The sequence below is a fragment of the Gordoniibacillus kamchatkensis genome, from assembly GCF_000829455.1.
GTDB classification, from domain to species: Bacteria; Bacillota; Bacilli; order Paenibacillales; family NBRC-103111; genus Gordoniibacillus; species Gordoniibacillus kamchatkensis.
The window spans coordinates 19495-34852 of sequence record NZ_JXAK01000010.1; the positions used below are offsets into that span (position 1 = coordinate 19495).

The 15358-nt window shown below is 55.1% G+C and carries 15 protein-coding genes; 1 reads left to right on the plus strand and 14 read right to left on the minus strand.

The genetic code is table 11. The features are described from left to right. Window positions 1-28 precede the first annotated feature (28 nt). From SD70_RS07550 to tenI, 7 genes are all read right to left on the minus strand, one after another. A complete protein-coding gene (locus tag SD70_RS07550) occupies window positions 29-1186 on the minus strand; it encodes a response regulator (RefSeq protein ID WP_052487151.1) in 1158 nt (385 codons plus the stop codon). Continuing rightward, a complete protein-coding gene (locus SD70_RS07555; protein ID WP_041047011.1) occupies window positions 1183-2982 on the minus strand; it encodes a sensor histidine kinase in 1800 nt (599 codons plus the stop codon). The genes SD70_RS07550 and SD70_RS07555 overlap by 4 nt, the downstream gene beginning before the upstream one ends. Window positions 2983-3065: 83 nt before the next feature. Next, a complete protein-coding gene (locus SD70_RS07560; protein ID WP_041047012.1) occupies window positions 3066-4112 on the minus strand; it encodes an HD-GYP domain-containing protein in 1047 nt (348 codons plus the stop codon). 427 nt (window positions 4113-4539) lie between these two features. Beyond that, window positions 4540-5307: a thiazole synthase gene (locus SD70_RS07565; protein WP_041047013.1), complete on the minus strand. Its 768-nt coding sequence runs from the start codon at window positions 5305-5307 to the stop codon at window positions 4540-4542. Between the two features lie 3 nt (window positions 5308-5310). Continuing rightward, a complete protein-coding gene (gene thiS, locus SD70_RS07570; protein WP_331436736.1) occupies window positions 5311-5517 on the minus strand; it encodes a sulfur carrier protein ThiS in 207 nt (68 codons plus the stop codon). After that, on the minus strand, window positions 5518-6660 hold the full coding sequence (gene thiO / locus SD70_RS07575; RefSeq protein ID WP_041047014.1) for a glycine oxidase ThiO: 1143 nt from the start codon (window positions 6658-6660) through the stop codon (window positions 5518-5520). It abuts the gene before it with no gap. A gap of 2 nt (window positions 6661-6662) precedes the next feature. After that, on the minus strand, window positions 6663-7274 hold the full coding sequence (gene tenI / locus SD70_RS07580; RefSeq protein WP_041047015.1) for a thiazole tautomerase TenI: 612 nt from the start codon (window positions 7272-7274) through the stop codon (window positions 6663-6665). A 100-nt stretch (window positions 7275-7374) separates the two neighbouring features. Here tenI and SD70_RS07585 point away from each other — a divergent pair, with 100 nt between their 5' ends. Next, a complete protein-coding gene (locus tag SD70_RS07585; protein ID WP_041047016.1) occupies window positions 7375-7554 on the plus strand; it encodes a small acid-soluble spore protein H in 180 nt (59 codons plus the stop codon). A gap of 39 nt (window positions 7555-7593) precedes the next feature. Here the strand turns inward: SD70_RS07585 and thiC are convergent, their stop codons facing one another. The 7 genes from thiC to SD70_RS07620 form a co-directional block, all read right to left on the minus strand. Beyond that, window positions 7594-9375, minus strand: a complete 1782-nt coding sequence (gene thiC / locus SD70_RS07590) for a phosphomethylpyrimidine synthase ThiC (RefSeq protein ID WP_041047017.1) — start codon at window positions 9373-9375, stop codon at window positions 7594-7596. 331 nt (window positions 9376-9706) lie between these two features. Then, entirely contained in the window at window positions 9707-10492 is a 786-nt protein-coding gene (locus SD70_RS07595) for an SDR family NAD(P)-dependent oxidoreductase (RefSeq protein ID WP_041047018.1), read from the minus strand. A gap of 14 nt (window positions 10493-10506) precedes the next feature. Beyond that, window positions 10507-11706, minus strand: a complete 1200-nt coding sequence (locus tag SD70_RS07600) for an enolase C-terminal domain-like protein (RefSeq protein ID WP_041047019.1) — start codon at window positions 11704-11706, stop codon at window positions 10507-10509. Between the two features lie 76 nt (window positions 11707-11782). Continuing rightward, the gene (locus tag SD70_RS07605; RefSeq protein ID WP_041047021.1) at window positions 11783-12448 is read right to left on the minus strand and encodes a hypothetical protein; all 666 of its coding nucleotides are present in this window, start codon (window positions 12446-12448) and stop codon (window positions 11783-11785) included. A gap of 149 nt (window positions 12449-12597) precedes the next feature. Next, complete coding sequence (locus SD70_RS07610) at window positions 12598-13767, minus strand: ABC transporter permease (protein WP_041047022.1); 1170 nt, start codon at window positions 13765-13767, stop codon at window positions 12598-12600. After that, window positions 13745-14452, minus strand: a complete 708-nt coding sequence (locus SD70_RS07615) for an ABC transporter ATP-binding protein (protein ID WP_041047023.1) — start codon at window positions 14450-14452, stop codon at window positions 13745-13747. Before SD70_RS07615 ends, SD70_RS07610 begins: the two co-directional genes overlap by 23 nt. Further along, window positions 14449-15345, minus strand: a complete 897-nt coding sequence (locus SD70_RS07620; RefSeq protein ID WP_231571097.1) for an efflux RND transporter periplasmic adaptor subunit — start codon at window positions 15343-15345, stop codon at window positions 14449-14451. Before SD70_RS07620 ends, SD70_RS07615 begins: the two co-directional genes overlap by 4 nt. Between the last annotated feature and the right edge of the window lie 13 nt (window positions 15346-15358).

Genomic DNA, 15358 nt, shown 5'->3' on the forward strand with positions numbered 1-15358 from the left:
TGCCAATGACAAAATAATGAACATGATCTCAATAGAGATGTACAGCCGTGCCGTCAATACCGAATTGAAGCTGCGAGTACAGATTAACCAGTTCCTGCGTAGGAGCGATTCCCAGCTCCTTGTGCAGCAAGCTTGTGTAGCTTTCGTACTGTTTCGCCAGCAAAATCTTGTTTCTTTGCGCGGCATAGGCTTTCAGAAGCAGACCGACTGTGTCTTCATCCAGCTCGTTGCGGTTCAACAGCTTTAAAAGAAGTCTTGTCGCCGAAGCGTAATCTTTATTGTCCAGCAGAGCTTTCGCCATTTTCTTTGCAAATTCCGCATACATCTGAAATAACCGCTCATTGTCGCTCAAAGCCCATAGATAGTCCTTTTCGCCAAATAATCCACCCGTATACAGCTTTTCGACTTCCGCCGCCTGCTCCAAATTCGAGGCATCGATGACATGAAAGCTTTGGAGCTTTTTCTCAAAATCGACAAAATCGATATAGGTGTCAGCCGCAATGTCCAGGCTGTAAGTATCGCCGTCCGACTGGATGCCATGTTTAAGTCCGTGGGGCTCGACCGCTTTCCGCAATTGATAAATCGTCGTGTTGAGATACGTATCTGCATTTTTTTGCGGCATTCCCGCGAACATATCGGCTATAATTTTGACCCTCGATACTTTTTTGCCTCGGTTCAACAACAAGTATCCGAATAATTCCGCGCTTTTTCTGGTCCGCCATTTCACAGTCCCCCCGTGTTGACTGCGAATTTCTACTCCCCCCAGGCAAAATATGGATACCCGGTTCATTTCCTTGTTGTCGCTATCCTCCGGCTTGTCGCAATGCTGAATAATCGCTCTCGCTCTTGCTACCGTTTTCTCCAGCCTCTCCAGGGAAACAGGCTTGACAATATAGTCCAGGGCGTAAATGTCGAATGCTTCGATCGCATATTCCTTATGCGAGGTGACGAACACGATGTGCAAATCCCGCGCCGTATCCGCCATCCTCTTGGCAAAAAGCATTCCGCTTTCATGCGGCATATTGATATCGACAAACGCTATGTGCACTTCGTGCTCGGCTAAAAATCGGTCGGCATCTTTCGTTTCCCGGAACATGCCGACGATTTCCACATCCGGAATTTTGGCAAGCAGCTTCTTCATGACCAGGTGCATCGCTTTTTCATCATCGATGATTATAACTTTCATGCCGGTTCGAGCTCCCGTTGCTCCCGTATTGGGTATTTTTCGGCCTTTTCGTTGGCCTGAAGCGTGAAAAAGAAGGTGCTGCCTTGGCCCGGGGCGCTTTCAAACCAAATGGAACCGCCGTGAATGCCGACAAGTTCCTTGCATAAAACAAGCCCGAAGCCCGATCCCTTCTCCATCGTCATGTTCACCGGCTGCGAATCTTGCAGCAGCGATTTTGCGATGGCAGGATCTATGCCCCCGCCGGAATCTTGGACCGAGACAACGATCCAGTCCTCCTTGTATGCAGCCCTAATTCGTACATAACCGCCGATGGCGGTGAATTTTATCGCGTTCGCCAGCAAATTCCTCAGTATGATGCCTACCATTTCCTTGTCGGCAAAAACAGCGAAGCCGTCATCAATGTAAGAAACGATTTCGATTTTTTTGATTTCGCAATGCACCTTAACCGTTTGGATCGCTTGCTGCACAAAGGAAGACAAATCCCATGCCGAGGGATTGAACGCAATTTTTCTTTTTTGATTGCGAAACCATTCGAGAAGGTGCTCCACCAACTCGTAAGTGCCTGCGATTTGTTCCTTGACTTCACGGAATATTTCGAGATTTTCGCTTGCCAAGCTTTGTATTTCCTCTTCCAGCAATTCCGTTAAATTGATGAGCACCGCTAAAGGATCGCGGATGTCGTGAGCAAGCACCGAAAACAGCTGATCCTTGAAAGCGTTCATGTCCGCCAGCTGCCTGGCGATCGTCAGAAGCTTTTCCTGATTGTTCACGACCTCCGTCGTTTCGTGGAACAAAAGCGTTTTGCCGAGCAGCGTCCGGCCTTTGCCATATATCATGGAAACGCTGAAATCGTAATGCTTGGTCACCCCGTTCCGGCTGAACGACAGCTGGCTTTCGCTGTTTGAACTTTCAGCCAGCTTGGCCACAATTGCCGGATAAGCGGCGAAGACTTGGAGAGCCGGCGCGGGTTTGTCCCGTATTGGACCTAATTGTTCAAATATGCCTTGGGCCGCCTCATTGAAATTCGTAATATTGTACTCCAGGTCGAGGATGACAACCCCGTCGGCCATCGATTCGAACACCTGCTCCATAGCAAGCGAGCTCAGCCTCAATATATTGAGCCTATAGATACCAAAAAAATAAATAACGCCCGAAACCATAAAGCTGAACGGCTCCAAGTCAAGATTCGCGCTGATGCTGCCTGTCAAGTAGAGCATGTTGGCAATCCACGGCACCGCTGCGCCGACCATCATCACAATAATTTGTTTGCGGATAAGCGGCGCCGCTTTCAAATAAAGAGCGGCGGAAACGACAATTCCCGCTAACGTGCACAAATACGAATACGCGGTGTGAACCCAATACCAAGGCCCTTTGACCGTTGTAACCGTCGTGATGCCGGCCAGTTTGCCCAAGGCGATTTCGCGGTAAAACCAATGATGAGTATCGTTCGTATAATGCATAATTAGCGTAACGACCGGGACCGCCATGAGCAGAAAATAAACGCGCTTATGTAAAAGCGCCTTATTACCGGTATACTGCAGGATCAATATCAGCCATAACGCCGAAATAAACGGTATTCCGGCATATTCGACTTTTAGCCAAAATACGACTTGATCCGTCGTGCGGCTGGCGATTTCAAAAGCGTAACCGAACGAATAAAACGAGGCCGCCAACATAATCAATGCACATATTCGCGCTGCCGGTTGTTTTCGGTTAGGCCACGAGAGAAAAGAAATCAACAACGTCATGTAGGTGGAAATCATCAACACGACAAACAATATGACTTTGTAACTCATACGATGGGCTCCCGAGCGCAAATTGGACAATATTCGCAGATTGCTGGAGGCAACTAAGCAGTGAGGTAAATGAGGGTTATTCGTCAAGCCAAGACATGATCGATTTGGGCCTCCGTATGCTTACTGAGATCTAGAAACAACTCTTCGATCTGCACCAACGGATGCACAGGGGCGAACGGATTGATGTAAACAATCTTTCCCTTGCTGCCGTCCGTAAGCACAACTTCATGACCGACCAACGATTGCATAATCCGGTTTAAAAAAACGCTTACGATCTTCGCATCGAACACGCCGAAAGCATTTTGCGAGATGTTTCTCAAAATTTCGTAAAGAGGAGTCGCGGAACGGTAAATTTTTTGCGAAGTCATGGCGTGAAACACGTCGGCGATCATGACAATCCGGCTGAAATAATCGATCTTCTCCTGTTCCAAACCGAAAGGGTAGCCGCGCCCGTCCATTCTTTCATGATGCTGCAGAGCGACGAGCGCCTGTCTGTGATTTGTTCCGACCGTTCCTTTGATCAATTCATATCCGAAGACGATGTGCTTCTTCATCAGTTCAAATTCTTCATTCGTCAATTTGTCAGGCTTGTCCAGAATGTCCGGCGGAATCATCATTTTACCGATATCGTGAAGCAAGGCCGCCGTAGATAGCTGCAGCAAATCATGCTCTTTCATATTGAGCCATTTCCCGATAAGCGTCGCCAGTACGGCAACCCCGATATTGTGACGATATGTATAATCGTCCTTGGCCTGCAGCGACGACAACAGCCCGAACACGTTTAACTCGTCCGAGCTTTGATGTATGGCCGGAATGATATGTTTTCGAATATCGGCAAGTGGAACTTTTTTGGAATACCGCACATCTTGAAAAATGGTGTATACTTGCTCCACCAGTTGATCGATCGTTTCTGCGCCATCCAATTGCTCTGCGTTCTCCTCTTGCCCGGCCGTAACGACATCCTCGCCCGTCAGCTGGATAGCGTGGGATTCCAGCAGCTCCAGGTGCCCTTGATTCAAAAGAGCGGGTGCGGCAATCAACAAAGAACCGTATTTATTGAAAATATCCCGTTTTAATCGGAAGCCAATCAAACCGTTCGTACCGTTCGCCTCGCCGTTCAAGTCCATCATCCCTTCGTTGCTTAGCTCGGATCGACAAATTATTACCAATATCTTTATCTTATCTTTCCGGAATGACAAAACAATGAACAAGCGGCGAGTTAGATGGCGTTGAATAACGATGAATTTTGTCGAATATAATATTTGTATGTCGTATTTTGAATTATAATACAATTTTTTGTCGAATCAAAGAGGATGTTTAACGATGATGGCGATGAATAGAGGCTGCCAGCCGGAGATCCACATTCTTAGGTCCGCAGTGCAGCCACTCTCTCTCGGGAGCCTGAAAGTCTGAAGGGACGTTTGCGTCTCGAGGTTGTAATGAACGGGATGGGACAGACGGGTTTCAGAAAGCAAAGACAAGGTTTATACATGTTAAGAAGCAGCAAAAAGGAGCCGCACAAAGTGTGCAGCTCCTTTTTTGCCGTATTTCGGCAGGTTAAGACGGGCTCAACCCTTCCTGCGGGCTGCTTGCCGTAGCATAGCGTTTCTTCGGAATGCGGCCGGCTTCCCGTCCGAGGCGGCCCGCCTCGATGGCCAGCTTCATGGCGTGCGCCATTTTTACCGGATCTTTCGCTCCGGACACCGCCGTATTGAGCAGAACGCCGTCAGCCCCGAGCTCCATCGCGATCGCGGCGTCGGAAGGCGTGCCGATGCCTGCGTCTACGATGACGGGAACGGTCGCCTGCTCGATAATGAAGCTGAGGTTCAGCGGATTGACGATTCCTTGGCCGGAGCCGATCGGCGACGCCCCGGGCATAATGGCGTGCACGCCGAGTTCCTGCAGTCTCTTGGCCAGCAGCACGTCGTCGGACGTGTACGGCAGGACGATGAACCCTTCCTTCAGCAGCATTTCCGAAGCTTTCAGCGTTTCTACCGGATCGGGCAGCAGCGTCTTCATGTCGCCGATCACTTCCACCTTGATCATGTCGCAGAGGCCTGACGCTTTAGCCAGTTTGGCGATGCGAAATGCTTCTTCGGCCGTTTGCGCGCCAGCCGTATTCGGAAGCAGCGTAAAGTTTTTGACGTCCAGCATTTCCAGAAAGTTGGGCTGGCCGGCTTCGTAAATGTTCATTCGCCGCACGGCAAAAGTTAAAATTTGCGCCCCAGACACGCGCACCGCTTCGCGCTGAATGTCGAAGCTCGGAAATTTCCCCGTTCCGAGCAGCAGCCGCGATTCAAATTCGTAAGGTCCGATTTTCAGCATCGTTCATCCGCCTCCCACAAAATGTACCATCTCGATCCGGTCTCCGCTTCGCACCAAAGTGTCCGCATGCGCCGCCTTTTCGAGAATCGTTTGATTGATTTCGACAATGACGACTTTCCGCTCCAAGCCGAAATAGGCGAGCAATTCGGACACCGTCCGCACCGATTCCGGCACCTGGATCCGTTCCCCGTTGACGATGAGCTCGATCATTCACCTTCCTCCCTTCTCTTGGCGAACGGCAACGTGCCGATCCGGCCGGAAAGAGCGGCAGACGGCCGCAGCAGCCGCGCTTCCCTCCATCAGCTCGGACAGCAGCTGCCCTGTAGCCGGGCTGAGCAAAATCCCGTTCCGGTAATGCCCGGCCGCGACGAACAGCCCTGCGCAGCCTTCCCAAGCCCCCAGGTAGGGGAGCCCGTCGGGCGTTTGCGGACGAAGTCCGGCCCACGATTTTTCCCATGCGGCGTTCGCGATGCCCGGCAACAACGAAGCCGCTTTGCTCATTAAGCTCATCAGTCCGCCCGCGCTCACTGTCCGGTCGTAACTGCGCTCGATCATGGTGGCGCCGACCACGAGCCGCCCGCCCCGTTTAGGCACAACATAGCAGCCGTGCGAAAATACGGTGGCGGCCAGCAGCGGCACCGGCGTCACGACGGAGAAGCATTCCCCCTTGACGGGAAAAACGTCCAGGCCGAGCCCGGCTTGAGCCAGCAGCCGGTTCCCCCACACCCCCGCCGCTGCGACAACTTGATCGCAAGCGATCGTCTCCGCTTCCGTCACAACCCCGGTCACTCGCCCACGCTCGATCCGCAGCGAGATCGCTTCGCTGTATTCGCGCACTTGCGCCCCGAGCACAGCCGCCGCTTTCACGAACGCTTCCGCCGTATCCGGCGCCGACACTTGCCCGTCGTCCGGAATATGGAGCGCTCCTTCGATGTCCGCCGACAAACCGGGCTCCATGACTCTCGCCTGGCTCGCGCTTAGCCATTCCGCCCGCTCCCCGGCCTCGCGTTGAAAAGCAGCCATGCGGCGGCATTCCTCCGCTTGTTCGGGAGTTCGCGCAACGTGCAGCAGCCCTTTGCGCACCAGTCCGATATCGATGCCGGTCAGCTCTTTCAATTCATCCGAGATTTGCGGAAACATCGCTCTGCTCTGCCGGGCCAAATCGAACAGCGGGCCGGGCTCGTGCATTTCGGACTGTGCTCCCAGCATGCCTGCCGCCGCGCTCGACGCTCCCGAGGCGATCCGGTCCCGCTCCAGCAAAACGACGCTTCTGCCCCGTTTGGCCAAATGGTAAGCGATTGAGCCTCCGATAATCCCGCCGCCGATGACTACCGCATCAACTGTTTTGGACATCGCTATACCTCCCTGTACAAAGCATCGTAATAGGCCGCCGCCGCGCGGCCCGGATCATCCGCCTCCAAAATGCCGCTCATGACCGCGACCCCCGCAGCGCCTGCATTCAGCACGGCACCTGCGTCGGGCGGCTTAATGCCGCCGATGGCGACGACCGGAATGCGCACCCGCGCGGCAAGAAGCCTCAACGCTTCGATGCCGCGAGCCGGCAAACCCGGCTTGGACGACGTCGGGAAAATGTGCCCGTACATGACGTAATCCGCTCCTTCGGCTTCCGCCTGCACGGCCTCCTCCTCCGAATGCACGGACTTGCCGACGCGCAGCTGAGGGAACAGCCTTTTCACAGCGCTTACGCTCAAGCTATGGTAAGCGAGGTGGACGCCGCTCGCCCCCGCCGCTGCCGCTACATCGGCCCGGTCATTGACGACGATGCGCTCCGCCGGCATCCCTGCGGCTTGCAGCAGCTCGATGGCAGCCATCAATTCCGCGGCCGTCTTCGTTTTTTCGCGCAGATGAAAGCAGGAAACGAAGCGATGAATGTCCCGCATAGCGGCAGCCAAATCGGCAAACGGCTGCCTTCCCGTCGATATGACGTGCAGCTCTTTTGTATCCACGTTGACACCTCCCTTGACAAGACGTTCAAAAGCCGTGAATAACAACCCGGGAACGAACGCAAAATAGAAAGCGTTACGCCAAAATATGGAGGTAAAAACTATGAACAAGCAACGCGCATCGGAAATTGCCGCCTCGCCGGTAATGGCCAATGTGACCTGCAACGGGGTTCCGATTTACATTCAACATGTGGATGAAGCCAATGAGACGGCCCGTATTTATCCGCTCGATGAACCGGAGCGCGAACAGAACGTTCCTTTAAGTCAATTAATTGAACATTAACAAAAAGGGAGGGGGCGCCGGACGCTCCCCCTTTGCCTGTTACCGGTAAATAGCGCCCCCGGCCTGTTGGAATTCGCCCGCTTTATCTTTCAGCCCCCGCTCGATCGCCTGCGTCTCTTCAAGACCGCTCAGCTTCGCATAATCGCGAATGTCCTGCGTGATCTTCATGCTGCAAAATTTGGGCCCGCACATGGAACAGAAATGCGCGGTTTTGGCTCCCTCCGCCGGCAGCGTCTCGTCGTGGTATTCCATTGCCCTTTCCGGGTCGAGCGACAAATGGAACTGATCCCTCCAGCGGAACTCGAACCGCGCTTTGGACAAGGCGTTATCCCTATCTTGCGCGCCCGGATGGCCTTTGGCCAAATCCGCCGCATGCGCGGCGATTTTATAGGCGATGACCCCTTCCCGCACGTCGTTCTTATTCGGCAGGCCGAGATGCTCTTTCGGCGTAACGTAGCACAGCATCGCCGTCCCGAACCAGCCGATCATGGCCGCGCCGATCGCCGACGTAATGTGGTCATAGCCGGGAGCGATGTCGGTCGTGAGAGGCCCAAGCGTATAGAACGGCGCCTCCTTGCAAACTTCCATTTGCCGGTCCACATTTTCTTTAATCATGTGCATAGGAACGTGTCCGGGGCCTTCGATCATCACCTGCACATCGTGCTTCCAGGCGATTTGGGTCAGCTCGCCGAGCGTTTCCAATTCGGCAAACTGCGCTTCGTCGTTGGCGTCGGCAATAGACCCGGGACGCAGCCCGTCTCCGAGCGAGAAGGAGATATCGTAAGCTTTCATGATTTCGCATATTTCTTCAAAATGGGTGTATAGAAAATTTTCCTCGTGATGGGCCAGACACCAAGCGGCCATAATGGAGCCGCCGCGCGATACGATGCCGGTCACGCGCCCGGCTGTGAGCGGTATGTAGCGCAGGCGAACGCCGGCATGAATCGTAAAATAATCGACGCCCTGCTCCGCTTGCTCAATCAGCGTATCGCGGTAAATGTCCCAGCTCAGCGCCTCGGCATTGCCGCCCACTTTTTCCAAAGCCTGGTACAGCGGAACGGTGCCGATCGGCACGGGTGAATTGCGGATAATCCATTCGCGCGTCGTATGAATGTTTTTGCCTGTGGAAAGATCCATGACGGTGTCGGCGCCCCAGCGGGTCGCCCACCTCATTTTTTCGACTTCTTCGTCGATGGACGAAGCTACCGCGGAATTGCCGATGTTGGCGTTGATTTTCACCAGGAAATTGCGGCCGATGATCATCGGTTCGCTTTCCGGGTGGTTGATGTTGGCGGGAATGATGGCCCTGCCGCTGGCAACCTCTTGCCGCACGAATTCCGGGGAGACGTTTTCCCGTATCGCGATGTACTCCATTTCCGGAGTGACGACGCCTTTTCTGGCGTAATGCATTTGCGTCACGTTGGCGCCGGCTTTCGCCCGCAGCGGCTGGCGCTTCGTCCCGGGGAACGTTTCGATCTGCCCGGCCGCAGCATCCGATTTATGGCCGTTGTCTTCCGCGCGGACGGTTCTGCCCGCATACGCCTCCACATCGCCGCGTTCCATAATCCAGTTGAGACGGTTAGCCGGCAGCCCTTTGCGGATATCGGTTTCGAGTCCCGCATCGGTGTACGGGCCGCTGCTGTCATACACTCTCACCGGGGCGTTTCCGCGCTCGCCATCTGCGGTTACCGTCGGGGTCAGGGCAATTTCGCGCATCGGTACGCGAATGTCCGGCCGCGACCCTTGTACGTAAACTTTGGCGCTTCCCGGCAGTGCCGCACTGCCCGCGATCCCTGCATTGCTCTTGCTTTCGCTTGCCATTTCATATCCTCCTTGGCGTTTAGCTGGAGGTGCTTCGTTCGCTTCGCTTGCACGACGTCATTCCGCCAGCTAAACGCCTCAGAATGAATGTGTGCAAGCGGAGAAGCCGGTTGTGAGCACAAAAAAAAGACCGCAACGAAAAGAAGCGGTCTTTGTGCGCGCACAAAGGCTTGAACGTTTCCTCCGCTGGCATTACCCAGATCAGGTTATACGGTCGACAGCATCATTCGGCTATCCTCTCAGCCTGGCTTCACCAAGCTCCCGTGTATGCAATTTTCTCTTTCATCATAAACGCACCGGAAGCACAAATCAACCCGTAGCGGAAAAAAGTTTACGGCACTTGGCCCCATCCTTCCCGGTAGCTCGCTCTTTCCGGCATCCCCGGCAAAATCAAACCGCCGTCCACGCGCAAATTGATACCGGTAATATAAGCCGCCTCATCCGAGCATAGCCAGGCTACCGCCTTGGCGATATCGTCCGGTCTGCCCATTCGGCCGATCGGGATTCTTGCCCCCAAAGCATCGTACACGTGCCGGTTTTGCTCGCGCACTTCCGTCGCCCCCGGCGCAACGCAGTTGACGCGAATCCGATGCGGCGCCAGATCGAGCGCAACGGACTGCGTGGCCCGCACAAGCGCGGCCTTCAAGCCGCCATAAACGGCGTCGAGCGGATAAGCTCTTTCCGCGCGAGACGAAGCGATGTTCACGATGGAGCCGGCAATTTGGCGCTCGGCCATATGGGCGGCGACATATTTCATGAGCAGCAGCGGGGCTCTGAAATTGACATGGAATAAATAGTCGACGTCCGCCTCGGGCATTTCCGTTATTTTGCCCACTCTGGTCATCCCGGCGTTATTTACCAGGACATCGACGCGCCCGAAGGCGCGGATCGCTTGCTCCGCAACTGACTTGGGGGAGTCCTCGTGCGACAAATCGGCTTTGGCGAATATGCAGAACGCACCATAACCAGCCGCCTGCCGCTGCACCTCGTCCGCTTCGTTTTGCTCGTCCAAATGGGTGAGGAACAGATCGTAGCCGTTATTTGCCAAGTGCAGGGCGATGCCTTTCCCGATACCCCGGCTCGCTCCCGTAACGATGGCTGTTTTCCTGCTTGTCATCGGCTTCACCTCTTCTATGGGCGAAGCGACGAACCGTCGGGCGCGCGGGTCAGCGTCCAAGCCGGCAGCTCGCGATGGCACGGATAGCTTGCCGCCTTCTTCTCGTCGATATCGATCCCGAGGCCCGGACGGCCGTTCAAGTAGGCGTAGCCGCCGCGAATTTCCGGACAGCCGGGGAACACCTCCATGATCGGTTCCGAAAAATGATACCATTCCTGAATGCCGAAATTGATGCAGCTCATATCCAGATGCAAATTCGCCGCATGGCCGACCGGAGATACGTCGCCGGGCCCGTGCCAGGCTGTGCGGACGCCGAACGCTTCGCTGAGCGCCGCCAATTTTTTGGCGGGGGTAATGCCGCCAATCGCGCTAATGTGCACGCGAATAAAATCGATCAGCGAATCTTTGATCAGCGGCAGCCATTCGACCGGGTGGACGAACAGCTCGCCCATGGCGATCGGCGTCGCGGACTGGCTGCGAAGCTGCTTGAACCAATCCAATTGCTCGGGAGCGAGAGGGTCTTCCAGGAAAAACAAGCGGTACTGCTCCAGCTGCTTGGCAACCCTGATCGCTTCAATCGGAGCGAGCCGCTCGTGGATGTCGTGCAGAAGCTCGATGTCAAAACCGAGCTTCGCCCGGAGATGCTCGAATATCGCCGGAATGCTGCGGGCGTAGGCGTCGGGATCGTAATATGCGCCCGGAGGCGCATTTTCCGGCTTGACGATGCTGTGCTTTCCGCCGTAGCCTCCCATCTGGCACCGGATATACCGATAGCCCTGCTCCATGTACCGGACAACGTTATCCTCCAGCTCGTGCACGTCTTTGCCGTCCGCATGGCGGTAAACAGCTGCCGCCTCGCGGCATTTTCCCCCCAGCAAATCGTACACCGGCATATTGGCCAGCTTTCCCTTAATGTCCCACAGCGCCATGTCGATGCCGGAAATCGCATTGTTCAGCACCGGACCGTTGCGCCAATAGGCGCTGACCATGCCGGTTTGCCAAATATCCTCGATCCGCGACGGATCTTTGCCGATCAAGAAAGGCTTCAAATATTGCTCGATCGCCGTAGCTACCGCGAAGCACCGCTGCGTAAAGGTCGCGCAGCCCAAGCCGTACAGCCCGGGCTCGGACGTTTCCACCTTGACGACAACTAGATTGATGCCTTCCGGCGCGGTTAAAATGACTTTCACGTCTCGAATCGCGACGTTCCCCATAGCAATCATCTCCCTTTTACCTACATCATATTTCTGTAAGCACGGAAGCATGACCATCGGGACAGTCCCCCTGATTTTATTGCTTGGATTGCAGCAGCTGGACGAGCTGCTCCCCGACGTTCTGCCTTTGGCCCGGGCCCCCGCCATTGCCTCTCTGCTGCTTTCCGCCGCTATTTCCAACGCCGCTTCCGCCAGCGTTCCCATTGCCTCCGTCGCCGCCGGCAGTTCCGCCGTTATCTCCGTTTCTGCTTCCGCCGTTTCGGCCATTCTGGCCGTTTCCGTTCCAATTGCCTTTGCCATTTCCGTTTCCGCCGCCGCTGCGGTTCTGCATTCTTTGCTCCATTTTCGCCAAATCGTCGTCCACAAATTTTTTCTGGTCCGCCGTCAGTTTCCCTTCCAGCTTCGTCTGATCGTCCGCGGTGAGCTCACCGGCGGAGATGCTTGCCTGCACGATCGGCAGCAGTTGCGCCGCTTCGTCCTTCGTAATGGCGAGCCCGTCCGCCTTGTCCATAGCAATCAGCGCCTGGAACGTCATCATCATCTGCCGCGCCTTCGGATTCATCCCCGGCCGGCTCTGCCCTTGGCCCTGCCCGTTTTGCTGTTCGCCGGACTGCCCGGACTGCTGCCCGCTATTCGCGCTGCCGCCGGCATTTGCGCTTCCGCCCGCAGCCGAATTGGCTCCGCAGCCCGTGAGCAGCACCGAAAATAACGCACACGCGCCGATCCATTTTTTATAGTTCAACTCCACTCATCCTCTCTATAATCCTAGTTCACATACCAAAGTGTAAAAACGGATTGTGAAAAGAATTTAAAGCAGAACTGAAACCAAGCTAAATTTTCGCTTAAAAAAGCATGAAAGAGCAGGCGCCGCAGCGGCCTGCTCTTCCATGCTTATTCGTATCGAAGCGCTTGGATCGGATGCAGTTTGGATGCCTTGTTGGCGGGGAATACGCCGAACACGACACCTGTAGCAAGCGAGAACATGAACGCGATCAGGATGACTGCCGTTGAATAGGCGATCGTCAAACCGGCGGCGACCGCCACCACTTTCGCCAGAACGAGACCGAGCGCCACGCCGGCAATCCCGCCCATCGAGCTTAAAACGACCGCTTCAATGAGGAACTGCAGCAAAATGTCTTTGCGCTGCGCGCCGATCGCCTTGCGGATCCCGATTTCTTTCGTTCTCTCGGATACGGACACCAGCATGATGTTCATAATGCCGATGCCGCCGACGAGCAGCGAAATGCCGGCAATGCCGGCCAGCATCATCGTCATCGTGTTCGTCACCGAACTCATCGTGTCCATCAAATCCTGCTGGTTCACGACGCTGTAGTTATCCTGGTTGTTCGGGAACAGCTTGGCCAACTCGCTTTGCGTCCGGGCCATGACGATGCCGAGCTGCTGCTCGCTATCCGCTTGAATATAGACCGTCTGCACGCTTGTATTTTTCACCACACGCTCCGCGGTGCTGAGGGGCATCACGATGACATTATCGCCGCTTTGCCCCAGCGCTCCGCCTTTCGAGGCGAGAACGCCGACCACTTTAAACGAAGTGCCGTTCACCTGCACGTATTGTCCGACAGGATCGTCCGTTCCGAACAACGTCTCGGCCGTGCCGGATCCCAGGACCGCGATCTTCTGCCGGTATTCATCATCCATATCGGACAGGAAGCGGCCGGAGTTCAGCTGCAAATCGCGAACCGTTTGATACGACGAGTTCGTTCCCGTCAGCGACACTTGCGTCGACTCGGCTCCGTTTTTCACCGTGACGCGGCCGGAAACAACCGGCGACAAGTCTTTCACTCCGGAGATGCCGCCAAACTTGCCCACATCGTCTTCCGTAAGCTTTACCGTATCCGTACCGATGATATTGACCGTCAGCAAATTCGTCCCCAAACTGCTGATCCGGCTTGTAATGTCTTTGCTCGAGCCTTGGCCGATCGCGACTAGCACAATCACGGAGGATACCCCGATAATGACGCCCAGCATCGTCAGAAAGGCCCGCACTTTGTTGCCTTTGATGCTCCGCAAAGCCATTTTAATGGACTGCAGCGGGTTCATACCGTTCACCTCCGGCTTCAAACAGCTGCCCGTCCTGAATGCGGACAATCCGGCTCGCCTGATTGGCTACTTCCATATCGTGCGTAATCAAAACGATAGTGTGCCCTTGGCGATGCAGATCTTTCATCAGCTGCAAAATCTCTTGGCTTGTTTTGCTGTCGAGCGCGCCAGTCGGCTCATCCGCGAGCAAAATCGGAGGCTGTCCGGCCAAGGCTCGGGCAATCGCCACCCGCTGCTGCTGGCCGCCGGAGAGCTGGTTCGGCATATGGCGCTCCCGGCCCTTGAGCCCCACTTTCTCGAGGCTGGCATAGGCGATTTCCAGCCGTTCTTTCTTCTTTAGGCCCTTATACAAGAGGGGCAGCTCGATATTTTCCAATGCGGATAACTTCGTCAGAAGATTAAAATTTTGAAAAATAAATCCGATCTTCCGATTGCGAACGGCCGCCAATTGATGATCCTTCATTTTCTCCACTTCTTCGCCGTCCAGCAAATATCGCCCGGAATCCGGCCTATCGAGACAGCCGATCATGTTCATGAACGTCGATTTGCCGGACACGGAAGGACCGATAATCGCCACGAAATCGCCGGCGCGGATTTGCAGGGAAACGTCGCTGATCGCCACGACCGTTTCACCGCCCATCTCATACGACTTCGTCATATGCTCAATATCGATAATTGGCGTCATTTGCCGGCCCCTCCTGTTCCTCCTGCCGCTCTGCCGGTTCCTTTGCCGCCGCTTCCGCCGCCGCTCATTCGGTACATGCCGCCCATGCCGCCCCACAGGCCGTTTCCGCCTTTCATGGAGCCCTGAGCGCTGGACGAGCCTGCAGAGGTCACAACCGGCAATTCAACGTTGTCTCCCTCTTGCAGCCCTTGCGTAATTTCCACATCGTTCTCATTATGAATGCCGGTTTGAACCGTCCGCTGCTCGGCCGTTTGCGTACCGTCTGCGGCATTGTGCGGAATGAGAACAAACTTCTGGCCGCCTCTGCTGTGAACGGCTTCGATCGGGACATACAGCACGTTATCTTTGCTATCCGTCAAAATGTCGGCTTCCGTCGTCATGCCCACCTTCAAGCTATCGGGAGCATCGATATGAACGGTAACGTCAAAATTGGATACGCCGTTAGTAACCTTACCCTCGTTCGCCACCGCCGTAACTTTTCCGGTGTAGGTATGGTCCGGGATCGCGTTTACTTTAATATCCGCCGTTTGGCCGGGCTTGACTTTCAGAATATCGAGCTCGTCCACCTGAACGACCGTCTGCACATCATGATAGTTGGTGATGTGAGCGACGACTTTGCCATCGGTTACGCGGTCGCCGGAGCCAACCGCCAGGGACGTCATCGTTCCGGCAACGGGGGCTGTGATCGGATCGCTGCCGTCCGTAAACGTAACGAGCTGCTGACCTGCGGCAACTTCCTGATTTGCCGCTACCAGTACCTGGTCTACGGTTTCGGTTTTGGCCGGGTGGGCCGTCACGTCCTGGCTCGTTACCGGTTCAACCGACCCGGAGCCGCTTACCTGCACATCCAGCTTTCCTTTGCGGACCGTGACCGCGGCGGCCTTGGCATTCACCGGCTTTGTTTTG